Here is a 25,720-nt window from a genome sequence, read left to right as displayed (position 1 = left end):
CAATTCCTGTGCCCACCCAAAAACCCCCCTGGTGGGGGCCTCCGGGGTTCACCTCGGGGCCTCCGCCGCCGCCGACCAGCTGGGTCGGCGAGTCGGGCGTGCGCAGGTCCGGGTGGGCCTCCTCCAGCGCCAGCAGCCGCTGGAACAGCTTGTCGAACTCGCCGTCGGAGATGATCGGCGCGTCGCGCACGTAGTAGCGGAACTGGTGCTCACGCACCTCCTCCGCCAGCTGCTGCCATTGCGTACGCTCGTCCGCTGTCGCCTCGCTGCTCTCGATCCCGGATTCGCTCACAGCACGCAGATTAGCGGAGTCGACCGACACCTCCGGGGCACATTCGGGCACGTCGCAGCCCTCGCGTCCGGGAAACCGCCCGGTCTCCCGGCATCGATCATGTCGACAACCGGGGTGCGACGGTAGATGATCAAGCCCTACCGGTGACCGCACGGACACCGCGATCTGGAGGCCAGATGGAACTCGGTAAGGCACTCGACTTCGCTCGCACACACCGCAGGTCGGTGCTGACCACCATCCGCCGCAACAGCCGACCGCAGCAGTCCAATGTGCTGCACCTGGTGGGCGACGACGGCGTGATCCGGATCTCGATCACCGCCGACCGCGCGAAGTACGTCAACCTACGCCGCGAGCCCTGGGCGGCGATCCATGTGACCAGCGACGACTTCTGGGCATACGCGGTCCTCGAGGGCGACGTGCAGCTGACCGCGGTAGCCGCCGACCCCCACGACGCCGCGGTCGACGACCTGGTCGACTACTACCGCGCCGCGAGCGGCGAGCACCCGGACTGGGACGAATACCGCCAGGCCATGGTCACCGAACGCCGCGTCCTCGCCCGCATCACCCCCACCCGCGTCTACGGCATGTTGCCCTGAGCCGCAAAGCTTTTCGCCGACCACGGCGGCGCACCGCGCTACGTCACGGCGCGGGCGCCGCCGAGTCGGCCGTCTCCCAGTCATTGGGATGACCATGCTCGGACGGGTCGTAGAGCACCACGAACCAGAACCGCTGCGGCGCCGACAACGGAAACGGCCCGACCGCCAACTCCTCGGACGTGTATCGATCGCTACTCATGGTCCGAACCCAACTCGGCGTCCCACTCTGCTGATCAATCCATTTCTGATACACCGAACGCGCGGGCCTGGCGGCCATGATCACCGACATCAGCGGCAGCGCATCAAGTTCCGCCACCGTCGAAACGAACCGCAGACCATCGCTCACGACTGCCAATCTATTGGAGTCCAACCCGATTTCCCAACGTTCCGGCCAGCGGGTTCACGGCCGCACACACACTCACTGGCGCGAAGCGCGTGGCATACCGACTGCGCTACCGACCAGCACTCCCGCCCGGCACGGTAAGTCGAGGATGCTCGAGTAGAGCGCGCCACGCAGTCACCCAAGGAAACCGAGGGAGGAACCGCTCCCCCGTGCCCGGCTCGTGCTCGTCGCCCGTGAGCACCGTTACGCCCCATTCCGACAGATTGCGCATGCCGGTCCGGATTGCGGGAAAGCTCATCTGTGCTCGGTTGGAGAACGGTACAGCCACCACGGGAAGGCCCTTCCCTACCGCTTCCACGAGAAGCCCGAGGGGCAGGGTGTCCGAAATTCCGGCAGCCCATTTGGCGACCGAATTGCAGGTGATGGGTGCGGCGATCATTCCGTCGGCGGGTGGCAGTACGTCAGGTGCGCCGGGCTCCTTGTATTGACTGCGTACGGGATATCCGGTCTTGGCCGCCAGCGCGTCCGCATCGATGAATCGGCGGCCGTCCGGCGAAGCGATCACGCATACGTCCCAGCCGTCCCCCTGAGCCAGCTCGACCAATTTGCCCACATCACGCGCCGCGGGCGAACCGGTCACGATGGCATACAGGACAGGGCTTCCCTGCTCGTTCATGTCCCTCATCGTCGTTCATGGCAACGGATGGACCGCTTCCGCGTACCCGCTGCTACGCAACCAGTAGCACGCGGGCACGCTCGTTGAAGTCCGCGACCAGCGGATGCGGCCCGAACGACCTCATCTGCCGCTGGACGTCGCGGACTGCCTCCACCGACCGTGAAGACTTGACCTTCCGGGACAAGTCGACGGTGCGGACCGCCGCGACGTACGCAGCGTCGAGGTCTCGGCTCTGAATGTGAGTGACTGCCAGCGCCGCGTGGGACAGCGCGCCGCGGCGGGCGCGATTCTGGCTGCGCGCGTAGGCAATCGACCGGCGCGCATGGGGCTCCGCATTTTCCGGCAGTCCGAGATCACGGAAGGCATTCGCCCACTCCCCGCAGATGTATGCCGGGTCGATGAAGCGTGCCCATTCCGGCTCGGCGTTCGGATCGATCTTGTCGAAAACGCGTTCTGCCTCGTTGATCGCGTGCGCGGTGCCGCATTTGTCACCCATCATGGCTAGCGCACGGGCCTCGAGAGTCCACAGATCCGCAAGGCACGCAGGCGAATTCGCCTTCGCAAGCCCTTGACGACCGGCCTGCGCGAGCCGCTGGCCTTCCTGGGGGTGACCGAGTAGCGACGCCTGATCGGCCATTCCAGCAAGAACATGAGCACCGAGCGCGGCGTCCTTCGACTCCTCCGACAACCGCAACGCCTGAACGAGATATCGCTGAGCCGCACCGTGCTCACCGCTGTCGAACGCCATCCATCCGAGCAAGTACGTCTGCTCAGCCGCCGCACCGGAAAGCGCTCGCCGCACTTCCTCTGTGAACGTCCGCCGCAGCAGTGGATACACGTGCTCGTTCATGTACGCAGCCAGAACAAGTCGGCCGCTGCCTCCACCCTGGAAAATGTCCATCTCCTGGAAGTGGGAGAACATATTCTTCACAGCGGTGACATCTTCGAGCCTGACCCGCTGCCCTCCGTCAGGCAACTGATCCAGCGTGTTCAGCAGCCAATCACGAGACGGTCCGATGGCCGCAGCCGCAGCGAACGGCGCGGCGATGAGGAACTTTCTACGGTCCACGTCGGCTCTCCCGAGGTCTGCTACTGCTTCGATAGTCACCTTCAACGATGGGTTGTACACCAGTGCCCGGTCAACCGCCGGCGTGTCCCCGAACCCGAGGTCATAGGTGGTCACCCGGTAACCGAACCGCGCGGAGAACAAGTCCGCCAGGATTTCCGGGACAGGTGAACGCGGACGCCCACCTTCATCCACCCACCGCCGAATGGTTGACGCGTTCGGCCGGACTTGCGGTTCTCCCAGGTCTCGTCGACGGCCGATTCAACACCTTTCAACACCTTTGACGAACTTACTCCGGGGTGACCTCCGTCGCCAGACTTCTAGGTGCGCCCGGCGGCGCTGCTCTCCTCCCACTCCGGATCTTGCATAGACCTTCGTCAGCCGGGTGCTTCCCACTGGATCTACACGGAAGGCATCCGAGATGTGCGATGGCAACACGCCATGGATTCTGTTGTCTCAGTGCGGTATTGGAAACATGTCGGCAGACACCGGCGAGCTGGTCAGCGTGGCCTGCCCATCGTGGTTGTGTGATGGCCTCATCCCGTTGGTGGACGGCAAGATCGCCTCTCACCGAGTACAGGACCGCGAACGGTGCCCATGGTCGGGTACGCGTGTGCTCGACGACCGCTCGACACACACCACGACGGACACGACAGCAGCACGGCCATGAGGACACACCCGACCGCATTCGCGTGGGTAGACCTCGCCGTCAGTCCGTGGGGAGAGTGGGAGAACGCCCGGATCCGCCAGCTCGCACGGCGACTCGGCTACGCACTGTACTGGCCCGACCCATCCGCAATCCCGCTGGTCGATCAGGTGCGCGCCGCCGACGTCGACGCCGTGATCACGCCCTCACCCAGCCACCTGGACGTGATCCAGCTACACGCACTGATGTGCATAGTGGACGTCGAAACTGCCACTCCCCGAATGAGTTTTGCTCGCTGGGCCATGCTCTCGTGCCAGGTGAGACGAACATGAGCACCACAGCGGCATGGTTGGCGCTCGTAGCACTCGTAGTGATCTACGGCAGCGTGGTCGGAGTGTGCTGCCCCGCGGACCAGCGGTTCGTAATTGGGACATCGCGGCGTGGCAGGCGTGCCCGGGATGGATTCCACAGGCCGCCCGCCGCGAATCAGCCGCCGGTCATCGGCAATTCACTCGAACCGCAACACCTCGCCGGTCTCCAGCAGTGTCTTCAGGTTGGCCAGGATGCTCGGCCAGCCGCCGCTGAGCGCCTTCAGCAGCGCGCTGTCCGGTTCGAAACCGTCGTGTACGACAGTGAGTTTCACGATCTCACCCATGGGCTCGATCTCGAACGTCACCTTGGAGCGTGGCTCGGTCATCCACTGCCGCGCCGTCTGGTGGTCGATACCGAACGCGTCCGCGTGTTCGAGGCTCATCGTGTGCCAGGTGTAGGACAGTTTGCGGTACGGCTCCGCTTCCAGCACCACCTGCTCGGGGTCGGTGCTCTTCCAATCCTTTTCGTACCAGGTCATGACCGAGCCCGGCTGCCAGTCGGTGTCGAAGGAGGCGCCCCAGTACTGCTTCGTGAAGGCGGGGTCGGTGAGTGCCTGCCACAGCTTGCGGTCCGTTGTCTTGATGTACGTGGTGTAGACGAATTCTTCGCTCATGTTCGTGCCCTCCAGTGCGGTTTTCAGGTCGGCGAGGGCTGCTATGCGCCCCCGGTCGTAGCGGTTGATCCAGCGGTCGGCGATGGCGTTGACGGGTTCGGCGTTGAGGTAGTGCAGCTTTTCCCGGCCGCGGCGGCGGGTGGTCACCAGGTTCGCCGACTCGAGCACGGCCAGATGCTTGCTGACCGCCTGGCGGGTCATGTCCAGCCCGGCGCACAGTTCGCGCAAGGTCTGCCCGTTGTCCGCGTTCAGGCTGTCCAGCAGCAGGCGTCGGCTGGGATCGGCCAGCGCCTTGAACACCTCGTCCACTTCGCCACCTCCATAGGCAACCATTTGGATGCCTTTCACAATAGGCATCCGTTTGGTTGCATGTCAATGCCGCTGTCGCGGCTAGGCGAGGCGGACGGCAGGATGGCACGGGTGTTGCGGAGTTTTCAGGTGACGAACCACAGATCGCTGGCCGAGACGCAGGAGCTGCGGTTGGTCGGCAGCCGAGCGGGGGCGCTGCCCGCACCGGTGACCGCGGTGCACGGCACCGCCGCGACCGGCAAGTCCAGCCTGATCGACGCGCTGGGTCATATGCGCGACGCGGTGCTGAACTCCGTCACCGGCTGGGATCCCTACGCCGGCCCGGTGCGGTCGCCGCATCTCGGATTCGCCGACCGGCCATCGGAATTCGTCGCCACGTTCGTGGCCGAGGGCGTGCCCTACACCTACGGATTCCGCCTCGACAACGCCGATGTCACTGCCGAATGGCTGCACAGCCACCCGCACAACCGCAAGCGCATCGTCTTCGAGCGCGAGGGCGCGGACGTGCGGCTCGGCCCGCTGTTCGAGCCGGTCCGCTACGGCATCGGGGCGCTGGCGCCGCTGGTGCGCCCGAACGCGCTGCTGCTCAGCCTGACCGGCCAGATGTACGCCGAGGCGCTGGTCCCGGCGTACCGCTGGTTCTCCGCGCAGCTGGATGTGCAACGGGGGCAACAGGATACGCAGACGATCGCACACCAGCTCGGCAGCCACATCTCCCGCTCCGAGGGCAACGCCGCGCGGCTGCTCACGCTGTTGCGGTCGGCCGATCTCGGCATCGAGGATCTGCTGATCGCCGAGAACGACCCGCTGTACGCGGACTATCTGCGCGACCTGGACGGCGATATCGCCGGTGCCGCAAGCGAACTCGACGCCTGCCTGGCCTCGCCCGCCCGCGCCGAGCAATTGCGGGCGACCCACGGACTGACTCCGACCGGGCTCGAACGCGAACTGAGCAACCTGCGCGCCGCCCGCGACACCCTCTACTCCCGCATGGTGGCCCGCCGCGGCGTCGGCCTGGGCCTGGTGCACGAGGGCATCGATGCCGCGTTCGACATCACCGACGAGTCCACCGCGACCCTGGCCCTGCTGCGCCTGCTCCCGCCCATACTGGACGCCCTGGACACCGGCCGGGTGCTGGCCGTCGACGATATCGACACCCACCTCACCGGCGACGCGACCGACCGCCTGATCCAGTTGTTCCAGAACCCGGAAACCAACTCCCGCGGCGCCCAGCTGATCTTCACCACCCGCAACCGCACCCTGATCGACCGCGGCAACGGCCGCTCCCAATCCCGCCGCACCGCCGTCTGGCAACTACGCCGCACACCCCAGGGCGCCACCGAACTGACCACGCACTGACCCAGGCGTGAACAGCGAGCGGACGCGGCGCGGGACTGCCGCGAGACCCCGCTGAGCAACGTAGCCGCAGGCGCGCCCGCATACCATGGTGGCATGTTGGAGATCGCGTTTCTGGTGACCGCTGTCGTGGTGCTCGTGGCGCTGGTCATGGCGTATCGGCGGGGGCGGGGCGGCGGGACGAGGGGCGGGGCGGGCTCGAATCGACCGCAGCCCGAGGTGGGGACCTTGCACGTGACCGGGGTCAGTCCGCGCCCGGCCGCGCAGGGGAATCAATACGTGACCATCACCGGCACGATCTCGGGTCCGTCGGTCGGCGGCGAGACGGTCTACGGCCGGTTCGCGTGGGACGTGAACCAGTGGCCCTCCCCCGGCGACCAGATCCCGGTCGAGTATCCGCCTGGCAAACCGCAGAACTGGCAGTTGGGCCACCCGGGCGCCCGCCCCTATTTCGGCGGCTGACGGCCGTCACTCGAAGGTGATCGACTCCGGTTCCTGAGAGAAGATCCGGGCGGTTTCGGTCGCCAGCTCGAGGGCGCGGCGTGCCCAGGCCTGCGAGGCGTCGGCCAGCCCGCACGCGGGCGTGACGAGGATCCGCTCGCGCAGCAGGCGGCGGGGGAAGCCGAGTCGGTCGATCAACCGGACGCCGGGCTCGGCGACCTCCCGCCAGGTGACGGGGCGGGCCGGGGCGGCGGTCGGCACCAGCCCGAGAGCCAGGAGCTTGCCGGAATCGAGCAGTTCACCGACGCCGTCGAGGTCGGCGGGGCCGATCACGGCGAGATCGAAACCGATTGCGGCGGCGGAACTTCCGCGCAGCAGGCCGAGTGCGGGCGGTGCGGCACAGGTGTGCACCAGGACCGGCGCGTCCGGCGCGGTCACGACGGTTTCGAGGATGTCGAGGGCTTCGGGCTCCGGCACCGCGCGCACGGTGTGCAGTACGCTCGCGCCACGGATGGCGCCCTCGAGCACCGCGGTCAGCGACGGTTCGTCCAGTTGCACCACGACATTCGCGCCGAGCCGCTTGCCGACCTCGGCGACGTGCTCGCTGAGGCCCTCGGCCAGCGACGCCGAAAGATCGCGCACCGCACCGGGATCGGTGAGTACCCGATGTCCGTTGGCGAGTTCGACCTGTGCGGCGAGCGTCAGCGGGCCCGGCGCCTGCACCTTCACGGATCGGCCGGTCCCGGCCAGACCCGCTGTCTCCCAAGCCTCTTCGAGCGCGTCGAGATCCGTGCGCAGCAGATCGAACGCGCGCCGCGAGACCGAGCCGGGCCGCGGCGCCATCCGGTAGGCGCGGGTCGAGGTCTCGAACTGCATGTCCACCAGCAGCGCCGAGGCGCGCCCGATCAGATCCGAACCCGCTCCGCGGGCGGGCAATTCGACCAGGTGCGGCAGGTTGCCCAGTTCGCCGACGATGGTCGCCGCCGCCTCGCGCACGTCGGTGCCCGGCCAGGACCCGACACCGGTCGCGATGCCGCCTTGCAGTACTTGTTCACCCGAGGTCACCGTGCACCATCCAGCTCGTTCGATTGCGATGTCGGCGCGCGCGAAGCGCCACTGCGGAATCGTCGCGGACCGCGGACGTCGACGTCACCGCGCGTCCGGACGCGATACCCACAGCCTACGGCGCACCCGCCTCAGCGGGCCGAGTCGGGCGTCGACCGCACCAGATCCGCCTCGGCGCGGGCGGTGCCGCTGATGGTGCCGCTGCCGATCACCTCGTCGCCCGCCGGGTCCGGGCGGTACAGCACCACGGCCTGGCCGCGGGCCACCCCGGTCAGCGGCTCCCGCAACCGCACCACGAGGCCACCGTCGACCGCCTCCGCGACCGCGGGCGCGGTGCCGCCGTGCGCGCGCACCTGGGCCACGCACTCGATCGGCCCGTCCGGCGCGGCGCCGGAGGTCCAGATCGGCCGCTCCGCCAGCACCGTGGACACCTCGAGGTCCTCGGCGCCGCCGACCCGCACGGTGCCGGAATCCGGATCGATCTCGGTGACGTAGCGCGGACGGCCGTCCGGCGCGGGCCCGGGCAACCCGAGCCCCTTGCGCTGACCGATCGTAAAGCCGTGCACCCCTTCGTGTTCGGCCAGCTTGCGCCCGTCGGAATCGACGATCGCCCCCGGCCGGACGCCGATCTTGGCACCCAGGAACGCGCGGGTGTCGCCGGAGGGGATGAAGCAGATGTCGTGCGAGTCGGGCTTGTCCGCCACCGCGAGACCGCGTTCGGCGGCCTCGGCGCGGATCTGCGGCTTCGGGGTGTCGCCCACCGGGAACATCGCGCGGCCCAGCTGCTCGGCCGTGAGCACGGCCAGCACGTAGGACTGGTCCTTGTCGGCATCGACCGCCCGGCGCAGCACGCCGTCCTCGAGCCGCGCGTAGTGGCCGGTCGCGACCGCGTCGAAGCCGAGTGCCACCGCCCGGTCCGCCAGCGCGGCGAACTTGATCTTCTCGTTGCAGCGCAGACAGGGGTTCGGGGTCTCACCGGCGGCGTAGGCGGCGACGAAGTCGTCGATCACGTCTTCCTTGAAGCGGTCGGCGAAATCCCACACGTAGAAAGGGATTCCGAGCACGTCCGCGGCGCGGCGGGCGTCGCCGGCGTCCTCCTTGGAGCAGCAGCCGCGCGACCCGGTGCGCAACGTTCCGGGCGTCGCCGACAGCGCCAGATGCACGCCGACCACCTCATGACCGGCCTCGACCGCGCGGGCGGCCGCCACGGCGGAATCCACACCGCCACTCATCGCTGCGAGCACTCTCATCGCGTACCTCCTTTCGCACCGGCCAGCCCGGCCGCCTTGGCCCGCTCCACCACCGGCGGCAGCACTTCCAGCAGTCTCGCTATGTCGTATTCGGTTGTGGTGTGCCCCAACGAGAATCGCAGCGAACCGCGCGCCTGCCGGGTTTCCACGCCCATGGCCAGCAGCACGTGGCTGGGCGCGGCGACCCCGGCGTTGCAGGCCGAGCCCGTGGAGCATTCGATCCCGGCGGCGTCCAGCAGCATCAGCAGCGAATCGCCCTCGCAGCCGGGGAAAGTGAAGTGGGCGTTGCCCGGCAGGCGGCGCACGCCCTCCGGGCCGTTGAGGACGGCGTCGGGAATCGCCGTCCGCACACCCGCGATCAGCGCGTCCCGCAGCCGCACCAATTCGTCTGTACGCGTGGGCAATCTGGTCACGGTCTCGCGCAGCGCCGCCGCCAGGCCGAGCGCCGCGGGCACGTCGGAGGTGCCCGACCGCAGGTCGCGTTCGTGGCCGCCGCCGTGGATCATCGGCACGCACGGCACCTGCCGGCCCAGCAGCAGCACACCGATGCCGTGCGGTCCGCCGACCTTGTGGCCCGCGAAACTGGCCGCGGACAGGCCACTGGCGCCGAACCCGATGGGCAGCTGCGCGGCGGCCTGCACCGCGTCGCTGTGCATCGGGATATCGAATTCCTGTGCGACGGCGGCCAATTCTTCGATCGGTTCGATGGCGCCGACCTCGTTGTTGGCCCACATGACGGTGACCAGCGCCGTCTCCGCGGCGTGCTCGGACAGCGCCGCGCGCAGCGTGCGCGGCGATACCGTGCCGGTTCCGTCGACCTCCAGCAGCGTGACCCGCGCGCCCTCGTGCTGTTCCAGCCACTCGACGGCATCGAGCACCGCGTGGTGTTCGACGGCGCTGACCAGAATCCGGCTCCGCTGCGGATCGGCGTCACGGCGCGCCCGGTAGATCCCCTTCACGCCGAGGTTGTCGCTCTCCGTCCCGCCGGAGGTGAAGATGACCTCCGACGGCCGCGCGCCCAGATCGGCCGCGATCGACTCCCGCGCCTCCTCCAGCTGCCGCCGCGCCGACCGCCCGGAACCGTGCAGCGACGACGCGTTACCCGCCCCGCGCAGGGCAGCCGTCATCGCCTCGACCGCGCCAGGAAACATGGGTGTCGTGGCCGCGTGATCGAGGTAGACCGTCTTGGGCACCGCACCGACCGGACCCGGGAAAGCCGACTTCATGACCGACAAAGCCTATACCACCGCTGACCTGGTCATCTTCGGGGTCCACCCCTGCCTTCTACGTTTTTCTACGATTTACCCGAGATCCACAACACGGGTATCACGTATCTGTATTCCTGGATCGGCGGCGAGCACGCTCCGACCAGGACGGTTCACGGTGTGAAGGTGGGCTCGACCCGGGCGGCGGGGATGTAGCGCCAGGTTTGTTCATGGCGCCCCGCCCGGCAGCGACCTCCGCCGACAGGCACACCGGTACCAGCCATCCGGATGCGGCAGGCGCGTTGCTCGTGTCGAGGTGCGCCGGTGATCCGCCCTGCCCGCCGTGTTGCACCCCCTCACGCTTTTTATGGTATACACATACCATAAAGAGGCCGGCGGCGATGGTTTCGGTTGTCCGATATGCACTATTTGTCCGCTCTTGTACTACGAGCCGTAGTAGGACAGAATGGCCTCGAGATGTGGACTGCGACTTCGTCATCCACGATCACGCTTCGCCGAGGGAGGGCATATGCCGGTCAATGTGGCCCGTCGCCCGATCGTCGCCTCCGTCCTAGCGGGAACAGTGGTTCTCGTGACGGCCGGAACGCAGGATCGGCTGCCGCTGGGTGTATTCATCTGCGCTGGAATCGTTTTGGGATTGATCAACGCGTGGCTCACGCGGATCGGCATGGTGCGGTTGGACGGCGACAGCGCCTCCGGCAGAAGCCGTTCGACGGCGCTGGCGGGAATGCGGCTGTTCGTGGTCAGCGCTTTCGCGCTGATCGTCGGCGTCCTGACGCGGCCGGACGGGCTGGGCATCCTGTTCGGCCTGGTGACGGTTCAATTCGGCGCTCTGCTATGGAACTCCGTGTCGGTACTGCGGGGGGCGCGATGACGAAAATCGAAGTGGGACACCACGAGACCGCACACGTGCTCGGCTGCGATTTCCATGTCGACACCATCGTCGCCACCGCGGTCGCGGCGACCGTCGTGGTGGGGCTCGCGATCGCTCTGCGCATCCGGTTGACGTCGGGGGTTCCGCGCGGCGTGCAGTTGTTCTTCGAGACCGTGACCGTTCAGATGCGCGCGCAGGTGGAAACCGCCGTCGGACTACGGGTTGCGCCGTTCGTCCTACCACTGGCGGTGACGTTGTTCGTCTTCGTGCTGCTGTCCAACTGGCTGTCCGTACTGCCGGTGAAGTACGGCGACGGCGAGCTGATCACGCCGCCCGCCGCCGATGTCAACTTCACCTATGCACTGGCCTTGTTCGTCTTCGTCTGTTATCAGGCAGCGGGCATGGCGCGGCGCGGCCCGATCGGGCACGTAAAGCAGGTTCTCAAAGGGCATATGGGCTGGGGCCCGATGATTGTCATCAACGTCATCGAGGAAGTCGCCAAACCGCTGTCACTCGCACTGCGGTTGTTCGGCAACATGTTCGCCGGCGGAGTGATGATCTCGGTGATCGCCCTGCTACCGGCCTGGCTGAGCTGGGGACCGAACGCGATCTGGAAACTGTTCGACCTGTTCGTCGGATTCATTCAGGCATTCATCTTCGCCTTGCTGACCATCCTCTACTTCGGTCAAGCCACCGAGAGCGAGCACGAAAACCATTGAAAGCCAACGCCCCCACAAGCATGTGGCGGGTCGTTCGAACGGAAGGAATACCCATGGCTGCGGTAACCAATGAGACGATCGTCCAGGCGGCAGCGCTGGTCGCAGGCGGACTGATGATGGTCGGCGGCGCCATCGGCGCGGGCTACGGCAACGGAATGGCGGGCTCGGCCCTGATCAACGGCATCGCCCGGCAACCGGATGCCGAGGCCAAGCTGCGCGGCAACTATCTGATGGCGGTCAGCCTCGTCGACGCCGTGTACTTCATCAATCTGACGTTCATGGCATTGTTCGCCTTCGCGGCGCCGGGCAAGTAGCGCGCATGACCGAGAAGACTTCTGCGAAAGAAAACTTCCTGATCCCGGACGGCACATTTTTCGTCGAGCTGACGATCTTCCTGATCGTGTTCGCCGTCATCCGGCTGTTCGTGGTGCCGCCTCTCCGCGACATTCTCGAGCAACGGCAATCCCGCGTCGCCGACACCATCGCCCATCGGCAACGAGCCGCCGACACCTTCGCAGCCGCCCAGGACAGCTACCACACGTCGCTCGCACAAGCCCGTATCGATGCGGCACAACTGCGCGAGCACGCCCGGAAGGAGGGACAGGCCATGGTGACCACGACCCGAGAGCGCGCACAGGCACAGAGTGACGACATGGTGGCCGCCGCCACCAGCCGACTGCGAGCCCACGCCGCCGAGACGGCACAACGCTTCGAGGCACAAATCGACCCACTCGCCGCCGACCTCGCCGAGCGACTGACCGGAGGCGGACACCGATGAGCGAGACCGGCGGCATCTACGACATCACCTGGGACTGGCCGGTCTTCCTCAGCCAGCTCCTCGGCTTCACGGTCATTGTGGGCGTGCTCGCGAAATGGGTTGCGCCACAGCTACGGACTATGGCGCGGCGAGCACAGGACGCCGTCGGCAGCCAACTCGAGGAAAGCGCACAGGCAGTAGACGAACTCGCCGCCGCGGAACGCGCTTTCGCCCAGTCGATCGCCGACGCACGAACCGAAGTGGCCGCCATCCGACGCGAGGCACGCAAGGACGCGGAGCAAATCCTCCGCTCACTGCGCGAAACCGCCGCCCTCGAAGCCGACCGGGTACACCGACAGGGACTACTCAACCTCGCACAGGTCCGTCGGCAACTCGAAGACGATCTCACCCACGAACTCACCAACGCCGTGATCGACCGCGCCGAATCCATCGTGCGTGACCACCAGCGTTCCGCCCTCGCCCGGTCACAAAGCATCGACCGCTTCCTCGCCGTACTGGCAACCCAGCCCAGGTCGGCGACTTGCCCAGCCGTGCGCGCAGGGAATCCGGAACGCTCGGCCGGCCGTACATAACCGGCTTCGAACACCGTGCTGTGAATTATCCGGGACCGCCGACGGCGTAGTCCCGGAGGCCGGGGCCTGGCGCACCTCACATCCGGCCGGGCTGTCCCGTCGGAGGGGTGTACCGATTCGCAACACGTAGGAGTCCGTCATGGAAGCTCGCATGAACCTGTTCGACAACCCCGTTACGGCCAAGTCGCTGAAGTACCTCGTCTCGGCGGGCGCGGCGCTCGGGGAAACGGCGCTGCCGCGGTCCACGCAGGAACTGGTGCGGCTGCGCGCGAGCCAGCTCAACGGCTGCGGCGCGTGCGTCGACATCCACACCAAGGAGGCCGCGCACGCCGGGGAGACCGCGGTGCGCCTGCACCTGGTCGCGGTCTGGCGCGAGGCCACGGTGTTCACCGCCGCCGAGCGCGCGGCCTTGGCGCTGGCCGAGGCGGGCACTCGCCTCGCCGACTCCGCCGACGGGGTGACCGACGAAGTGTGGGCGAACGCCGCCGAGCATTACGACGAGGAGCAACTCGGCGCGCTGGTGGCGCTCATCGCCAATATCAACGCCTTCAACCGCCTCAACGTCCTCACCCGGCAGCACGGCGGCAGCTACCGGGCAGGGCAGTACGTCGTCTGAGGACCGCGTCGTCGGCCGTTCACACCACCATTCGCACCAGAAGCTGGAGTTCCCCTGTGCACCTTCGGATCCTCACGATCAACGTCCAGAACCGAGAGGGCGATCCCCGGCGACTCGGCCTGCTGAACCAGGAGCTGCGCCGCCTCGACCCCGATATCGTCGCGTTGCAGGAAGTCCTCGACGCCGACCACCTTGCCGAGTTGCTGGAGGGCACCGGGCTGCACGGCACTCATCAGTCCGAGGCCATGGCGTACACGCCGCCCTTCGCGGATCGCTACGGCGGCAACGCGATAGCCTCGCGCCTGCCACATCGGATCGTGGAGGTGCTCGACCTGCGCCTGGCCGGTGCGGCGGACGTGCCCTGGTGCACGCTGGCGGCCCGGGTCACGCTGCCGGACGAGGGCGAGGTGCTGTTCATCTCGGCCACCGCGTCGTGGCGGCTGGATGCCGAAGCCGTCCGTGAACAGCAGGCCGTCGCGCTCAGCGATCTCGATGCCCGCCACCGCACCGAGCTGCCGACGATCATCGCGGGTGATTTCAATGCCGCGCCCGAGGCGGCCAGCATCCGTTATCTCACCGGCCGCCAGTCACTTTCGGGACGCAGCGTGCACTACCACGACGCCTGGGAGGTCGCCGGCGACGGACCGGGCCACACCTGGAGCTCCGACAACGCCAACGCCGCCGCCTTGCTCGATCAGATCGTCCGCCAGCCCGGCCATCGCCGCCGGATCGACTACGTGTTCACCGGTTCCTGGCACGCACACCCCCGCGCCCGCTGCGAGATCCGCTCCGCGACACTGGCTTTCGACCAGCCCACCGATGGTGTCCACCCGAGTGACCACTACGGCGTGGTCGTCGATGTCGAAATCGGTCGGGACGGCCGTCGGGGCGTACATCATATGTCCTGACACATAATCATGTCCTGACACATGCCGCTCGCGCCGTGGCCGACCGGAAGGGCCCGCAGTGACCGAAACCATCGATCGGACGAGACCACCGGCGACCCCGGTGCGTACTCCCGCCGAGCTGACCGACCTGCGGGCGGCCGATCCGGGCGCCGTCGCTCGCGCCTTCGCCGAGCGCCGCCGCCGACCACTGGTGCGGGGCGACGGGCGCCTGATGATCATCGCCGCCGACCATCCCGCGCGCGGGGCGCTGTCGGCGGCGGGCGACCCGTTCGCGATGAACAGCCGCACCGATCTACTCGGCCGATTGGTGACGGCGCTGCGGCGGCCCGGGGTGGACGGCGTGCTGGGCACCGCCGACATCATCGAGGACCTGCTATTACTCGGCGCGCTGGAGGACAAGGTCGTGTTCACCTCCATGAACCGCGGCGGCCTCGCCGGAGCCACCTTCGAACTCGACGACCGGATGACCGGCTACACCGCCCGCGCCACCGCGGCCGCCGGACTCAACGGCGCGAAGATGCTCAACCGATTCGACCTGACGGACCCGGGCACACTGTCGACGATGACGGCGTGCGCGGCCGCGATCGATGACCTCGCCGCCCTCGGCCTGGTCGCCCTGGTGGAGCCGTTCCTGTCCACGCGGCCGGGCGGTCCGGGCACCGCGGTCGTCAACGACCTGTCCCCGGACGCGGTCATCAAGAGCATTCACTTGGCGCAGGGTCTCGGGTCGACGTCCGCCTACACCTGGTTGAAGCTGCCCGTCGTCCAGGACATGGCGCGGGTCGTGGACGCCACCACCCTGCCCACGCTGCTGCTGGGCGGCGATCCGCAGTCCGCGCCCGGGCAGACCTACGCGCGGTGGGCGGAGGCCCTTGCGCTGCCGGGGGTGCGGGGGCTGGTCGTGGGCAGGGCCCTGCTGTATCCGCGCGACGGCGATGTCGCCCGGGCCGTCGACACCGCCGTATCGCTGGTGCGGTGACCGCGATGAGCAGCAGGTATTACCTTCCGGCGGGCAGTGCCGCCGCCCCGTACACCGTATCGGTCACCCGGGAATCCGCCGGTTGGGACCATTGCAGCCTGCACGTCGCCGAACTGGCCGCGGGACAGTCGCTTCGGGCGCACAGCGGCGAAGACGAGATCGTGGTGGTGCCGCTGTCAGGATCGTTCCTGGTGTCCTGTGGCGGCGAGGCGCACGAATTATCCGGCCGCAGCAGCGTTTTCGACGGCCCCACCGATTTCGCGTATATCGGCCGCGACAGCGACTACACCGTCACCGGTACCGGGCGGGTCGCCCTCGGTGGCGCGGTGGCCCGGCGGTCGCTGCCGTTCCGATACGTGCCGGCCGCGGGCGTCGCGGTGGAGCTGCGCGGCGCGGGCAACGCCAGCCGCCAGGTGCACAATTTCGCGATGACCGACACGTTCGACGCCGATGCCCTCCTCGCCTGCGAGGTGCTCACGCCGGGCGGCAACTGGTCGTCGTATCCCGCGCACAAGCACGACGAGCACTCCGAGCACGAGACGCCGCTGGAGGAGATCTACTACTTCGAATTCGCCTCGGGCGCAGGAGGTTCACCTGGATTCGGCTACCACCGCGTGTACGGGACGGCCACTCGACCGATCGATGTCCTCGAGGAGGTCCGCACCGGCGACGTGGTGCTGGTACCGCACGGCTACCACGGCCCGTCCATCGCCGCCCCCGGCCACCATATGTACTACCTCAACATCATGTCGGGCCCCGAACGCGCCTGGCGCAGCTGCGACGACCCGGCCCACGCCTGGCTCCGCGACACCTGGCGCGATACGCCCATCGACCCGCGGCTTCCGTTGGGCACGACAGACATTCGCCGCTGAGTCGAAGCCGTCGGGCATCGACCGCACTCCGGTGAACGGCGCGGTTACCGTGCGGGCAGGGCGGGTTCGGCCGTTCGGTCCGGCACGATGTCGCGGGTGGGGCCGGTGCCGACCGCGGTCGCGTGGGCATCGATGTCGACAGTTTCCCGGCCGCGGATCGCGCGCTCGCATCGCCGGGCCAGTTCGTGGCGGTCGGGGCCGGGGTGTTCGAGGGGAAGGAGAACGATCTCGGCGACGACGCCCTTGGAGCGCAACACGCGGCGGGCGGAATCGACGAAGGTGTCCAGGCCGACGAAACCCGGCACCGTCGACAGCTCGCCGTCGCGGTCGAGGTACCGCACCCGGATCGGCTGCACGGGCGCGCCGGAGTCCAGCGCCGCCTGGAACAGGGCGGGCCGCAGGCGGCCGTGCGCCCGGCCGCACCAGGTGGTGCCCTCGGGGAACATGGCGACCCGCTCCCCCGCCGACAACCGCTGCGACATCGTCGCGACCACATCGGGCAACTGCCGCAGGCGTTCCCGCTCGATCGGGATCACCCGCATCAGCCGAGCGAGCCTGCCCAGCACGGGCCAGTCGATGAGGTCCGCCCGCGCCACGAACCCCATCGGCTGCACCGCCGCCAGCGCCAGCACATCGGTCCACCCGACATGACCGGCGACCACGAGCAGCCCCTCATCGACTGCGCGTGGCCCGCCGCCGGCCGCGCGCGGTCCCGCCGGTGCCCCGACGCGCTGATCGACAATCCGCAAACCTATTCCGCAGCACCGCAATGCCATACGGGCATAGCGCTTGTGCAGCCCGGTGCGCCGACTACGCGGGGTAGCCAGATTGAGCACGGGAAAACTGGCCAGCAGCGCGAACACACTCGCCACGCGCACCGCCATCCGCACGGTCCCGGCCGCGTCGGGCACGTCGACGCAGCGGGGCCCGCACGGGCTCGACGGCATCCAGGCATGCACGGGCGCCGCCGGTGGGCACGACAGCGCGGAAGTTCCGGGCGCAACCAGAGCGGGCATCTATCTCACCGTTCGTCGAAGGTGTTCGCGGCGCTCTGTAAGCGGTCCAGGTAGCGCCGGTTGATGGTTTCCAGGCCGAGCAGCGCCACGAAATCCGCGACGCCGAAGTCCGGATCGTGCGCGGGCTCGCCGCAGATCTCCGCACCCAGCCGGAGGTAGCCGCGCAACAGCGGCGGAAGTTTCGCGCGCGCGGGCGCAGGCAGCTCGTCGAGCGGGCGCCCGTCCACGACCACCGGGCGATAGGGTCGCACCCTGCGGGCCGGATCGCCGCCGTGCTTGTCCAGCAACAGATCCCGGACGCCGCGCACGTTGACACCGGCCGGATCGCCGGGACTGTCCTGCATCGGCACCGACACGCAGCCCATCACCCAGTCGTAACCGGTGAGCTGGATGTAGTGCAGGATGCCCGCCCACATCAGGGTCAGCGTGGAACCGTTGCGGTGCTCGGGGACCACGCAGGCGCGGCCCATCTCCACGATCCGCCGCCCCTCGGGATCCATTGCGGCCAGGTCGAATTCGGTGGCGGTGTAGTAGCCGCCCGCGGCCACGACCTGATGCGGCGGCAACATCCGGTAGCAGCCGACGAATTCGCCGGTCGGGTCGTCGCGCACCAGCAGGTGGTCGCAGTATTCATCGAAGCGGTCGGCGTCCAGTCCGTCGGCGCTCTCGGGGATGTGGAATCCGGGCTCGGCGGCGAAGACGCGGTAACGCAGCCGCTGTGCCGCCCGGCGGTGCTCCGCGTCGGCGGAGACGACCAGCGAGTACCGCGGCGGCTCCACCCCCGTGTCCGTCGTGCGGGCCGGCGCTGTCAGCACGGACATTGTTGTCATGTCCCGATGAAGCCAGTCCGAATCGGCGTCGCGGCTACCATCGCGTGTCCGGCCGATGCCAGTCCGGTGAACGAGACGGCGGTCACACTCGCCGTTCACCGTCCCGATGCGCCGGGTTCGCTCAGTTTGCCTGCTGCACAACTGGACCGCGCCGCGCCCCGAATGCCGACCGGCCGACGCACCGACTCGCACGCGCATGCCCGTCGCGACCGGACGGGCATGCGTGGCGGCGTATCCCGACTGCGCCGCCGGCCATGATCAGGCGTTCTCGCGGGCGAAGCTGCGGGCGCCGAGTACCAGCAGCACCAGCGCCACCGCCAGCGTGAGGCCGGTCCCCCAGTAGACCTCCGAGGCGCCGAGATCACCACGGAACAAGGCCCGCGCCGCCTCGACGGTGCGCGAGAACGGGTTCACCTTTCCGATGGTCTGCAACCACGTCGGACCGACACTGAGCGGCAGCAGAATGCCCGACAGCAGCATCAGCGGCACCGACAGCGTGTTGAGGATCGAGGCGAGCGTGTCCTCCGAGCGCGCCCACAGACCCACCGCGTAGGAGGCCGCCGCCAGGCCCGCGCCCATCACCGCGATCAGCAGCACCGACAGCACCAGCCCCAGCGGATCGGGCCGCAGCCCGAACGCCAGCGCCGCCACCGCGACGAGCAGCAACGCCTGCACGATCAGCACCACCATGTCCTTGACCACCCGCCCCAGCAGCAGCGCCGCGCGGCTCGCGGGCGTAACCCGTTGCCGCTCCACGACTCCCGCGCGCAATTCCATGACGAGGCCGAAGCCGACGTAGATCGCACCGAACAACCCGATCTGGATGACCAGCGCCGGAGTCAGCACCTCCCACGGATCCGCGCCCGGCCCGAGCGACGGGGCGATGCCCTTCACGAGCGGACCGAACAGCACCAGATACAACACGGGCTGCGACAGCCCGATCAGCACCCAGACCGGATTGCGCAGGTTGGAGCGCAGCTGGGACCAGAAGATCAGTCCGGTGTCGCGCAGGAATGTCATGATCGGCTCGTCTCTCGCAGTGAACGCCCGGTGATGGTCAGGAACACGTCGTCGAGGCTGGGGCGCTTGACGGTCAGCGCGTCGGCGGCGATGCCGTGCTCGTCCAGCGCGCGCAGCAGCGGCACCACGGCGGCGTCGCCGCGCTCGACCGTCAGGTGCAGCATCGTCGCCCCGGCGCCCTCGGCTCGCACCCGCGATCGCACGTCGAGCACCGATTCGGCCACCTCCAGCGCGAGATCCGCTCTCGCATCGGCTATTTCGATGCTCACGACATCGCCGGAGATGCGGCGCTCGAGTTCGTCCGGCGCGCCCTCGGCGACGATCCGGCCGTGGTCCATGACGAGGATGCGATCGCACAGCGCGTCGGCCTCCTCGAGGTAGTGGGTGGTGAGCACGATGGTGGTGCCGCGCGCCCGCAGCGCGCGGATGTGCTCCCAGAGGTTGGCGCGGCTCTGCGGATCGAGCCCCGTGGTCGGCTCGTCCAGGTAGATCAGCCGCGGCCCGTGCACCAGCCCGAGAGCGATATCGACGCGGCGACGCTGACCGCCGGAGAGCTGACCGCACTTGCGGCCGCCGAGCCCGTCGAGGTCCAGCGCGCCCAGCAGCGCCTCCGAAATTCTGCCACCAACGTCGGCAACGGCTCCCGTCCGGTCCACCGGTCGGCACGCACCGCGGCCGACGGAGCGTTCGGAGAACTCAGTACGGGTTGTTCGGATCCCGTTCCGGCAGTGGACGTTCCACGACGACCGGACGCCCCAGCGGGTTGCGGACGCGGCGTTTGGCGGCCTGGTAGACCTGGATCGTCTCGGCGGCGACGACGTCCCAGGCGAAGTCGGCGGTCAGACGGGCGTGGGCGGCGTGCGCGCGGGCCTGGGCGGTGGGCGGGTCGTCGAGGACCGCGCAGACCGCCTCGACCAGCCCGTTCACATCGGCGGGCTCGAACGACGCACCGGTGACTCCGTCGATGACGAGTTCGCCGAGCCCGCCCGCATTGGAGGTCACCAGCGGCGTCCCCGCGGCGGCGGCCTCGAGCGCCACGATCCCGAACGGCTCGTAGCGGCTCGGCAGCACGATGGCGTCGGCGCCGTGCAGCCAACCCAGCAGCTCGGTGTGGTCCAGGCGCCCGGTGAAGTTCACCGCCCGCACCACCCGGTGGGCGCGGGCGCGCTCGCGCAGCCATTCGAACTGGGTGCCGACACCGGCGATGGTCAGCGTGGCGCCGGGATGCGCGCGCCGGATGCGCGGCAGCGCGGCGATCGCGTCCTGCACGCCCTTCTCGTACTCGAGCCGCCCGACATACAGCAGCCTCGGCGGGCCGGAGCGCGGGGCGCGCTCGCGAAAGCTCCACGCGCCCACGTCGATTCCGTTGCGGATCACGGTCACCGGCGACAGTTCCGGACCGTAGAGCCGTTCCACCTCGTCCTGCATCGACGCCGAGCAGGTGATGAGCGCGTCGGAGTCGCGAGCCAGCCACCACTCCACCGAATGCACCTGCCGGTTCACCCGCCCGGACACCCAGCCGCTGTGCCGGCCGGCCTCGGTGGCGTGAATGGTCGACACCAGCGGCACGTCGTAGTGCTCGGCCAGGGCGATCGCCGGATGCGCGACCAGCCAGTCGTGCGCGTGCACGACGTCCGGGGTCCAGCCCTCGGCGATCCCCGGCTTGCTCAGCGCGATCCCGGCCCGCACCATCGCGTGGCCCATCGCCAGCGTCCACGCCAGCATGTCCTCGCCGAAGTCGAAACACGGCGGGTCCTCGGCCGCGGCGACCACGAGCACCCGGTCCTCGATGAAGGTGTAGGTGGGATGGGTCGAGGAGTCGGTGCCCATCGGGCGACGCGCCAAGACCACGACCTCGTGCCCGGCGCTCGCCAGTTCGGTGGCGAGGTGATGCACGTGCCGGCCCAGCCCGCCGACCACCACCGGCGGGTACTCCCACGACACCATCAGAATCTTCATGCGGGTCCTTCTGTATCGGACGCGGCGAGCCGGCGCGCGTCGAGCGCCGGGAACAAACCGTCGGCCGCGTACCATCCTGCCGCCAACTGCCGGGCTTTGGCGAGTTGTCCGGCGGCGACCGCGGCGGCGATCTCGCGCACGGCGTGCGCGTGCTGGTGCGCGCGGTCGCGGGCGTAACCGGCCGCGGAGTCCTTGCTGACCATGAACGCCCAGTCGCTGGACACGGTCAGCACCGCCTCGCGCAGCAGCTGGTCGGCCACCGGATCGCGCAGGCTGTGCCCCTGCGAGCGCACCTTGTCCAGCGTGTCCAGGGCCAGCCGGACGATCTCGGCGTTCAGCTCCACCAGGTCCCGCACCGGGTCTCCGGCCCACACCCGCCAGTCCTTGCCCGAACCCCACGAGGAGTCCGCCAGCTGGACGGGCTCACCGACGAAACCCTGCGCCCGCGCGTCGGCCAGCGTGCCGACGGTGACCCCGGCCTCGGGCAGCGCGCGCAACACCTGCTCGAGCCACTGCGGACCCTCGTGCCACCAGTGCCCGAACAGTTCGGTGTCGAAGGCGGCCACCACCAGCGCGGGGCGGCCGATCCGCGCGGACTCGGCGAGCAGCCGCTCCCGCACGGTGCCCACGAAGTCCTCGACATCGGTACGGATGGCGGCGGCGGCCAATTCGGGGTCGTAGGGGGCCTTGTCCGGACCCGCGACCTGCTTGCCCGTCACCCGGCTCGGCTTGAGACCGGTGTCGTGGTCGTAGTGGTGGAAGTCCCGGTAGGCGGCGTGACCCGGATAGCCGGACTTCGGAGACCACACCCGGTAGCTGACCTGCAGGTCACGCCCGAAGGCGAGCACCTCCGAATCCCACACAGGCCGCCCCAGCGTGGTGTCCCCGCGCAGCGCCGGGCCGTCGACCATGAAATGCGTCACACCGGCCGCCGCGTACCCGCTCTCCATGCCCGGCGTGAAACCGCATTCCGGCGCCCAGATGCCCGACGGGGTGTGCCCCCAGCGGTGCCGGGCGTCGGCCAGACCCTCGGTCAGCTCGAAGGCGCGCAGCCGCGGATCCAGCAGCGGCTGGAACGGATGCGCCAGCGGCCCGCCGAGCAGTTCGATGGTCTCGGCATCGATCAACTCCCGCCAGACCGGCGAGCCGCCGTGCCGCCAGCGCCGCTCGAAATCGGCGAGCGCCGCCGCAGCCAGCCGGTGCTCGTGCGCGCCCAGCGCGACATTGCCCGCCATCGCCGCCTCGTCGGCGCGCAGTTGCCAGTTGCCCAGCCAGTGATGCATGCCCGCCAGGCTGTGCGGGTCGTCGAGCTGCGCCGCCAGCACCGGCGTGATACCGAAGCTCAGCAGATGCGAACGGCCCTCGGCGGCAAGGGTTCTCAGCACCCGCGCGACGGGCAGATAGGACGCCGCCCAGGACTGGTACAGCCACTCCTCGCCGACCGGCCAGCGGCCGTGATGGGCCAGCCACGGCAGATGGGAGTGCAGCACCAGGGTGAACTGGCCGGGTACTGCGGTCAAGGCTTCACCGCGACGGCGACCAGATCGAGGCTCGCATCGATATCCTCGGGCGTCAGTGCGAAATCGTCGATCCGCACCGCGGCGACGTCGGCGGCCAGCTCCGCGGGCCAGGGCTCCCCCGCCAGCGCGCGCTGGATCTGCGCGTCGATCAGCGAACCACCCCACTTGGCATCCAGCGCGGCGAGCGCGGGACCGTGGTGCACGCCGGTCATCAGGTCGACCCGGAAACCCGCGTCCACCAACAACTCCGCGAGTTCGGCGGCGTTCAGTTCGCGGGTGTGGAAGGGATTGAGCGGGGTGTCGCGCCCCGGCGAGAAGGTGATCCGGTTCGGCGTGCTGATCAGCAGTTCACCGCCCGGCCGCAGCACCCGCAGGCATTCGCGCAGGAATTGCGCCTGATCCCAGAGATGTTCGATGACCTGGAAATTGACCACCACATCGACCGAGCCGTCGTCGAAGGGCAGCTCGGCGAGGTTGCCCTGGATCATCTCCACTCGCGGATAGGCCGCGCGCACGTGCTCGACCGCGCTCACGTCGTAGTCCAGTCCGATCACCCGGGCGGCCACCCCGGCAATCATGTTGGCGCCGTAGCCTTCTCCCGATCCGGCCTCCAGCACGGTCCGGCCGGCGCAGCGTTCCAGCAGCCGCGCGTACACGATCTCGTGGCGGCGGAACCAGTAGTTCTCCTCCGCGATGCCCGGCACCGTCCGCTCACCGGTCAGGGGTAGCGGATCCACCGCGGCGGACTCCCCGTTCGCCGGGGAGAAAACGGCCTCACTCATTCGACCGACGTTAGCGGTTGTCCCTATCACACCTGCGTTCGGAGTAGTGATGCAGAACATCACACCCTAAGTTACCCACGAGTAACTTAACGTAGGGTAATGTCCCGCACGAAGACTTTTCGTGGACGTACGGCCACCCCGATCGTGCGACCCCACCTCACGTGCCACCAGAACAGGAGGTCGACGAAGACCAATGCCGAACATCGTCGTACTGATCAAGCAGGTTCCCGACACCTGGTCCGAGCGCAAGCTGACCGACGGTGACTACACCCTCGACCGTGAGGCCGCCGACGCGATCCTGGACGAGATCAACGAGCGCGCCGTCGAAGAGGCGCTGCTGATCAAGGAAGCCCAGGGCGGCGAGGTCACCGTGCTGGCCATGGGACCGGAGCGCGCGACCGAGGCCATCCGCAAGGCGCTGTCCATGGGCGCCGACAAGGCCATCCACGTCAAGGACGACGCCATCCACGGCTCCGACGCCGTGCAGACCGCGTGGGTCCTGGCGGGTGCGCTGGGCCAGATCGAGGGCGTCGAGCTGGTGATCGCCGGCAACGAGGCGACCGACGGCCGCTCCGGCGCGGTGCCGGCCATCATCGCCGAGTACCTGGGCATCCCGCAGCTCACCCACCTGCGGAAGCTGAGCGTCGACGGGGAGAAGATCTCCGGCGAGCGCGAGACCGACGAGGGCGTGTTCAAGCTCGAGGCCAGTCTCCCGGCCATCGTCTCGGTCACCGAGAAGATCAACGAGCCGCGCTTCCCGTCCTTCAAGGGCATCATGGCCGCGAAGAAGAAGGAAGTGCAGACCTTCACCCTGGCCGACCTGGGCATCGACCCGTCGACCGTCGGTGTGGGCAACGCGGGTTCCGTGGTCACCGGTGTCACCCCGAAGCCGCCGCGCACGGCGGGCGAGAAGATCGTCGACGAGGGCGAGGGCGGCAACCAGATCGCTCAGTACCTGGTCGGCCAGAAGGTCATCTGATTCGCGCCCGTACGCTGCGCCGGCTTTCGACCGCCGGACGAGAATCTCATTAGGAGAAGAGAACAAATGGCAGAAGTACTCGTGCTCGTCGAGCACGCCGACGGTGCGCCGAAGAAGGTCACCACCGAACTCCTCACCGCCGCCCGCTCGCTGGGCAGCCCGGCCGCCGTCGTGCTCGGCGCCGCCGGCACCGCCGACAAGCTGGCCGACGCCCTGACCGCGGCCGGCGCCGAGAAGATCTACGTCGCCGAGTCCGATGACGTCGAGGGCTTCCTGGTGACCCCGAAGGTCGACGTGCTGGCCGGCCTGGTCGAGTCCGCCTCCCCCGCCGCCGTGCTGGTGGCGGCCTCCGCCGAGGGCAAGGAGGTGTCCGGTCGCCTGGCCGCGCGCATCGGCTCGGGTCTGCTGGTGGATGTCATCGACGTCAAGTCCGACGGCTCGGTCACCGGCTCCATCTTCGGTGGCGCCTTCACCGTCGACTACAAGGCCACCGGCGACGTGCCGGTGATCTCGGTGCGCCCGGGCGCGATCGAGGCCGCACCGCAGGCCGGCGCCGGCGAGAAGGTGACCTTCGAGGTCCCCGCGCAGGAAGAGGGCGTCACCAAGGTGACCTCCCGCGAGCCCGTCGCCGGCGGCGACCGGCCGGAACTCACCGAGGCCACCATCGTGGTCTCCGGCGGTCGCGGTGTCGGCAGCGAGGACAACTTCCACAAGGTCGTCGAGCCGCTGGCCGACGCGCTGGGCGCCGCGGTCGGCGCCTCGCGTGCCGCCGTCGACTCCGGCTACTACCCGGGCCAGTTCCAGGTCGGCCAGACCGGTAAGACGGTCTCGCCGCAGCTGTACGTCGCCCTGGGCATCTCCGGCGCGATCCAGCACCGGGCCGGTATGCAGACCTCGAAGACCATCGTCGCCGTCAACAAGGACGAAGAGGCGCCGATCTTCGAGATCAGCGACTACGGCATCGTGGGCGACCTGTTCAACGTCGCGCCGCAGCTGACCGAGGCGGTCAAGACCCACAAGGGCTGATCCACCGTCGTCAGCGGCC

The 25,720-nt window shown here is 68.7% G+C and carries 29 protein-coding genes and 1 pseudogene; 15 read left to right on the top strand and 15 right to left on the bottom strand.

Annotated features, from left to right (window positions below):
- Positions 1 to 73: 73 nt before the first annotated feature.
- Positions 74 to 292, bottom strand: a pseudogene (locus tag QH470_RS29310) (DNA ligase LigA-related protein); the annotation flags it as partial.
- Positions 293 to 468: 176 nt separating this feature from the next.
- Here QH470_RS29310 and QH470_RS29305 point away from each other — a divergent pair.
- Entirely contained in the window at positions 469 to 888 is a 420-nt protein-coding gene (locus QH470_RS29305; RefSeq protein WP_280275596.1) for a PPOX class F420-dependent oxidoreductase, read from the top strand.
- 43 nt (positions 889 to 931) lie between these two features.
- Here the strand turns inward: QH470_RS29305 and QH470_RS29300 are convergent, their stop codons facing one another.
- The 3 genes from QH470_RS29300 to QH470_RS29290 form a co-directional block, all read right to left on the bottom strand.
- Positions 932 to 1,087 (bottom strand): hypothetical protein, encoded by a 156-nt coding sequence (locus QH470_RS29300; protein WP_280275595.1) that lies wholly within the window; start codon positions 1,085 to 1,087, stop codon positions 932 to 934.
- A 253-nt stretch (positions 1,088 to 1,340) separates the two neighbouring features.
- Positions 1,341 to 1,907: a flavoprotein gene (locus tag QH470_RS29295; RefSeq protein WP_280275594.1), complete on the bottom strand. Its 567-nt coding sequence runs from the start codon at positions 1,905 to 1,907 to the stop codon at positions 1,341 to 1,343.
- Positions 1,908 to 1,959: 52 nt separating this feature from the next.
- Complete coding sequence (locus tag QH470_RS29290; protein ID WP_483243953.1) at positions 1,960 to 3,216, bottom strand: NsdA family TPR-like regulatory protein; 1,257 nt, start codon at positions 3,214 to 3,216, stop codon at positions 1,960 to 1,962.
- Between the two features lie 423 nt (positions 3,217 to 3,639).
- Here QH470_RS29290 and QH470_RS29285 point away from each other — a divergent pair, with 423 nt between their 5' ends.
- Positions 3,640 to 3,951, top strand: a complete 312-nt coding sequence (locus tag QH470_RS29285) for a hypothetical protein (RefSeq protein WP_280275592.1) — start codon at positions 3,640 to 3,642, stop codon at positions 3,949 to 3,951.
- Positions 3,952 to 4,127: 176 nt separating this feature from the next.
- On the opposite strand, the gene QH470_RS29280 is transcribed toward QH470_RS29285, so the two are convergent.
- The gene (locus QH470_RS29280) at positions 4,128 to 4,913 is read right to left on the bottom strand and encodes an ArsR/SmtB family transcription factor (protein ID WP_280275616.1); all 786 of its coding nucleotides are present in this window, start codon (positions 4,911 to 4,913) and stop codon (positions 4,128 to 4,130) included.
- Between the two features lie 129 nt (positions 4,914 to 5,042).
- On the opposite strand from QH470_RS29280, the gene QH470_RS29275 reads away from it, so the two are divergent.
- Positions 5,043 to 6,272: an AAA family ATPase gene (locus tag QH470_RS29275; RefSeq protein ID WP_280275591.1), complete on the top strand. Its 1,230-nt coding sequence runs from the start codon at positions 5,043 to 5,045 to the stop codon at positions 6,270 to 6,272.
- Between the two features lie 93 nt (positions 6,273 to 6,365).
- On the top strand, positions 6,366 to 6,731 hold the full coding sequence (locus QH470_RS29270; RefSeq protein WP_280275590.1) for a hypothetical protein: 366 nt from the start codon (positions 6,366 to 6,368) through the stop codon (positions 6,729 to 6,731).
- Between the two features lie 6 nt (positions 6,732 to 6,737).
- Here QH470_RS29270 and QH470_RS29265 read toward each other — a convergent pair whose 3' ends face one another.
- The 3 genes from QH470_RS29265 to QH470_RS29255 all read right to left on the bottom strand — a co-directional run bounded on the left by QH470_RS29265 (position 6,738) and on the right by QH470_RS29255 (position 10,251).
- On the bottom strand, positions 6,738 to 7,775 hold the full coding sequence (locus QH470_RS29265) for a methionine synthase (RefSeq protein ID WP_280275589.1): 1,038 nt from the start codon (positions 7,773 to 7,775) through the stop codon (positions 6,738 to 6,740).
- Positions 7,776 to 7,906: 131 nt separating this feature from the next.
- A complete protein-coding gene (gene mnmA / locus QH470_RS29260) occupies positions 7,907 to 9,025 on the bottom strand; it encodes a tRNA 2-thiouridine(34) synthase MnmA (protein ID WP_280275588.1) in 1,119 nt (372 codons plus the stop codon).
- Complete coding sequence (locus QH470_RS29255; RefSeq protein ID WP_280275587.1) at positions 9,022 to 10,251, bottom strand: cysteine desulfurase family protein; 1,230 nt, start codon at positions 10,249 to 10,251, stop codon at positions 9,022 to 9,024. Before QH470_RS29255 ends, mnmA begins: the two co-directional genes overlap by 4 nt.
- A gap of 508 nt (positions 10,252 to 10,759) precedes the next feature.
- Between QH470_RS29255 and QH470_RS29250 the strand changes: the two genes are divergently transcribed.
- The 9 genes from QH470_RS29250 to iolB all read left to right on the top strand — a co-directional run bounded on the left by QH470_RS29250 (position 10,760) and on the right by iolB (position 16,569).
- A complete protein-coding gene (locus QH470_RS29250) occupies positions 10,760 to 11,125 on the top strand; it encodes a hypothetical protein (RefSeq protein WP_280275586.1) in 366 nt (121 codons plus the stop codon).
- Entirely contained in the window at positions 11,122 to 11,844 is a 723-nt protein-coding gene (atpB, locus tag QH470_RS29245) for a F0F1 ATP synthase subunit A (protein WP_280275585.1), read from the top strand. The genes QH470_RS29250 and atpB overlap by 4 nt, the downstream gene beginning before the upstream one ends.
- 53 nt (positions 11,845 to 11,897) lie before the next feature.
- Positions 11,898 to 12,158: an ATP synthase F0 subunit C gene (atpE, locus tag QH470_RS29240; protein WP_280275584.1), complete on the top strand. Its 261-nt coding sequence runs from the start codon at positions 11,898 to 11,900 to the stop codon at positions 12,156 to 12,158.
- A 5-nt stretch (positions 12,159 to 12,163) separates the two neighbouring features.
- Positions 12,164 to 12,622: a F0F1 ATP synthase subunit B family protein gene (locus tag QH470_RS29235; RefSeq protein WP_280275583.1), complete on the top strand. Its 459-nt coding sequence runs from the start codon at positions 12,164 to 12,166 to the stop codon at positions 12,620 to 12,622.
- On the top strand, positions 12,619 to 13,194 hold the full coding sequence (locus tag QH470_RS29230) for a F0F1 ATP synthase subunit B family protein (protein ID WP_280275582.1): 576 nt from the start codon (positions 12,619 to 12,621) through the stop codon (positions 13,192 to 13,194). Before QH470_RS29235 ends, QH470_RS29230 begins: the two co-directional genes overlap by 4 nt.
- Positions 13,195 to 13,333: 139 nt before the next feature.
- Positions 13,334 to 13,810, top strand: a complete 477-nt coding sequence (locus QH470_RS29225; RefSeq protein ID WP_280275581.1) for a carboxymuconolactone decarboxylase family protein — start codon at positions 13,334 to 13,336, stop codon at positions 13,808 to 13,810.
- Positions 13,811 to 13,866: 56 nt separating this feature from the next.
- On the top strand, positions 13,867 to 14,718 hold the full coding sequence (locus tag QH470_RS29220; protein ID WP_280275580.1) for an endonuclease/exonuclease/phosphatase family protein: 852 nt from the start codon (positions 13,867 to 13,869) through the stop codon (positions 14,716 to 14,718).
- Positions 14,719 to 14,776: 58 nt separating this feature from the next.
- On the top strand, positions 14,777 to 15,697 hold the full coding sequence (locus tag QH470_RS29215) for a Cgl0159 family (beta/alpha)8-fold protein (RefSeq protein ID WP_280275579.1): 921 nt from the start codon (positions 14,777 to 14,779) through the stop codon (positions 15,695 to 15,697).
- 5 nt (positions 15,698 to 15,702) lie between these two features.
- Positions 15,703 to 16,569 carry a 5-deoxy-glucuronate isomerase gene (gene iolB, locus QH470_RS29210; protein ID WP_280275578.1) on the top strand — a complete coding sequence of 289 codons (867 nt, stop codon included), beginning with the start codon at positions 15,703 to 15,705 and terminating at the stop codon, positions 16,567 to 16,569.
- A 44-nt stretch (positions 16,570 to 16,613) separates the two neighbouring features.
- Here iolB and QH470_RS29205 read toward each other — a convergent pair whose 3' ends face one another.
- The 7 genes from QH470_RS29205 to QH470_RS29175 form a co-directional block, all read right to left on the bottom strand.
- On the bottom strand, positions 16,614 to 17,585 hold the full coding sequence (locus QH470_RS29205; RefSeq protein ID WP_280275577.1) for a lysophospholipid acyltransferase family protein: 972 nt from the start codon (positions 17,583 to 17,585) through the stop codon (positions 16,614 to 16,616).
- A gap of 5 nt (positions 17,586 to 17,590) precedes the next feature.
- Positions 17,591 to 18,415, bottom strand: a complete 825-nt coding sequence (locus QH470_RS29200) for a GNAT family N-acetyltransferase (protein ID WP_280275576.1) — start codon at positions 18,413 to 18,415, stop codon at positions 17,591 to 17,593.
- A gap of 258 nt (positions 18,416 to 18,673) precedes the next feature.
- Positions 18,674 to 19,435 (bottom strand): ABC transporter permease, encoded by a 762-nt coding sequence (locus QH470_RS29195; protein ID WP_280275575.1) that lies wholly within the window; start codon positions 19,433 to 19,435, stop codon positions 18,674 to 18,676.
- Positions 19,432 to 20,091 carry an AAA family ATPase gene (locus QH470_RS29190; protein WP_280275574.1) on the bottom strand — a complete coding sequence of 220 codons (660 nt, stop codon included), beginning with the start codon at positions 20,089 to 20,091 and terminating at the stop codon, positions 19,432 to 19,434. Before QH470_RS29190 ends, QH470_RS29195 begins: the two co-directional genes overlap by 4 nt.
- A gap of 40 nt (positions 20,092 to 20,131) precedes the next feature.
- The gene (locus QH470_RS29185; RefSeq protein ID WP_280275573.1) at positions 20,132 to 21,394 is read right to left on the bottom strand and encodes a glycosyltransferase family 4 protein; all 1,263 of its coding nucleotides are present in this window, start codon (positions 21,392 to 21,394) and stop codon (positions 20,132 to 20,134) included.
- Positions 21,391 to 22,914: a 1,4-alpha-glucan branching protein domain-containing protein gene (locus tag QH470_RS29180; RefSeq protein WP_280275572.1), complete on the bottom strand. Its 1,524-nt coding sequence runs from the start codon at positions 22,912 to 22,914 to the stop codon at positions 21,391 to 21,393. The genes QH470_RS29185 and QH470_RS29180 overlap by 4 nt, the downstream gene beginning before the upstream one ends.
- Positions 22,911 to 23,696, bottom strand: a complete 786-nt coding sequence (locus QH470_RS29175) for a class I SAM-dependent methyltransferase (RefSeq protein ID WP_280275571.1) — start codon at positions 23,694 to 23,696, stop codon at positions 22,911 to 22,913. Before QH470_RS29175 ends, QH470_RS29180 begins: the two co-directional genes overlap by 4 nt.
- A 193-nt stretch (positions 23,697 to 23,889) precedes the next feature.
- Here QH470_RS29175 and QH470_RS29170 point away from each other — a divergent pair, with 193 nt between their 5' ends.
- Together QH470_RS29170 and QH470_RS29165 are read left to right on the top strand one after the other, a co-directional pair.
- Positions 23,890 to 24,675, top strand: coding sequence for an electron transfer flavoprotein subunit beta/FixA family protein (locus QH470_RS29170; protein ID WP_280275570.1), 786 nt, complete (start codon positions 23,890 to 23,892; stop codon positions 24,673 to 24,675).
- A gap of 66 nt (positions 24,676 to 24,741) precedes the next feature.
- A complete protein-coding gene (locus QH470_RS29165; protein WP_280275569.1) occupies positions 24,742 to 25,701 on the top strand; it encodes an electron transfer flavoprotein subunit alpha/FixB family protein in 960 nt (319 codons plus the stop codon).
- Positions 25,702 to 25,720 lie beyond the last annotated feature (19 nt).

The organism is Nocardia wallacei (assembly GCF_029868745.1).
Classification (GTDB): domain Bacteria; phylum Actinomycetota; class Actinomycetes; order Mycobacteriales; family Mycobacteriaceae; genus Nocardia; species Nocardia wallacei_B.
This window is presented reverse-complemented; position numbering and strand designations above follow the sequence as displayed.

Bases quoted from the DNA above. Each gene is read 5' to 3' on its own strand.
- QH470_RS29305 (WP_280275596.1), top strand. From the start codon at position 469: ATGGAACTCGGTAAGGCACTCGACTTCGCTCGCACACACCGCAGGTCG.
- QH470_RS29300 (WP_280275595.1), bottom strand. From the start codon at position 1,087: ATGAGTAGCGATCGATACACGTCCGAGGAGTTGGCGGTCGGGCCGTTT.
- QH470_RS29295 (WP_280275594.1), bottom strand. From the start codon at position 1,907: ATGAACGAGCAGGGAAGCCCTGTCCTGTATGCCATCGTGACCGGTTCG.
- QH470_RS29285 (WP_280275592.1), top strand. From the start codon at position 3,640: ATGAGGACACACCCGACCGCATTCGCGTGGGTAGACCTCGCCGTCAGT.
- QH470_RS29270 (WP_280275590.1), top strand. From the start codon at position 6,366: ATGTTGGAGATCGCGTTTCTGGTGACCGCTGTCGTGGTGCTCGTGGCG.
- mnmA (WP_280275588.1), bottom strand. From the start codon at position 9,025: ATGAGAGTGCTCGCAGCGATGAGTGGCGGTGTGGATTCCGCCGTGGCG.
- QH470_RS29255 (WP_280275587.1), bottom strand. From the start codon at position 10,251: ATGAAGTCGGCTTTCCCGGGTCCGGTCGGTGCGGTGCCCAAGACGGTC.
- QH470_RS29250 (WP_280275586.1), top strand. From the start codon at position 10,760: ATGCCGGTCAATGTGGCCCGTCGCCCGATCGTCGCCTCCGTCCTAGCG.
- atpB (WP_280275585.1), top strand. From the start codon at position 11,122: ATGACGAAAATCGAAGTGGGACACCACGAGACCGCACACGTGCTCGGC.
- atpE (WP_280275584.1), top strand. From the start codon at position 11,898: ATGGCTGCGGTAACCAATGAGACGATCGTCCAGGCGGCAGCGCTGGTC.
- QH470_RS29235 (WP_280275583.1), top strand. From the start codon at position 12,164: ATGACCGAGAAGACTTCTGCGAAAGAAAACTTCCTGATCCCGGACGGC.
- QH470_RS29230 (WP_280275582.1), top strand. From the start codon at position 12,619: ATGAGCGAGACCGGCGGCATCTACGACATCACCTGGGACTGGCCGGTC.
- QH470_RS29225 (WP_280275581.1), top strand. From the start codon at position 13,334: ATGGAAGCTCGCATGAACCTGTTCGACAACCCCGTTACGGCCAAGTCG.
- iolB (WP_280275578.1), top strand. From the start codon at position 15,703: ATGAGCAGCAGGTATTACCTTCCGGCGGGCAGTGCCGCCGCCCCGTAC.
- QH470_RS29205 (WP_280275577.1), bottom strand. From the start codon at position 17,585: ATGCCCGCTCTGGTTGCGCCCGGAACTTCCGCGCTGTCGTGCCCACCG.
- QH470_RS29200 (WP_280275576.1), bottom strand. From the start codon at position 18,415: ATGACAACAATGTCCGTGCTGACAGCGCCGGCCCGCACGACGGACACG.
- QH470_RS29195 (WP_280275575.1), bottom strand. From the start codon at position 19,435: ATGACATTCCTGCGCGACACCGGACTGATCTTCTGGTCCCAGCTGCGC.
- QH470_RS29185 (WP_280275573.1), bottom strand. From the start codon at position 21,394: ATGAAGATTCTGATGGTGTCGTGGGAGTACCCGCCGGTGGTGGTCGGC.
- QH470_RS29175 (WP_280275571.1), bottom strand. From the start codon at position 23,696: ATGAGTGAGGCCGTTTTCTCCCCGGCGAACGGGGAGTCCGCCGCGGTG.
- QH470_RS29170 (WP_280275570.1), top strand. From the start codon at position 23,890: ATGCCGAACATCGTCGTACTGATCAAGCAGGTTCCCGACACCTGGTCC.
- QH470_RS29165 (WP_280275569.1), top strand. From the start codon at position 24,742: ATGGCAGAAGTACTCGTGCTCGTCGAGCACGCCGACGGTGCGCCGAAG.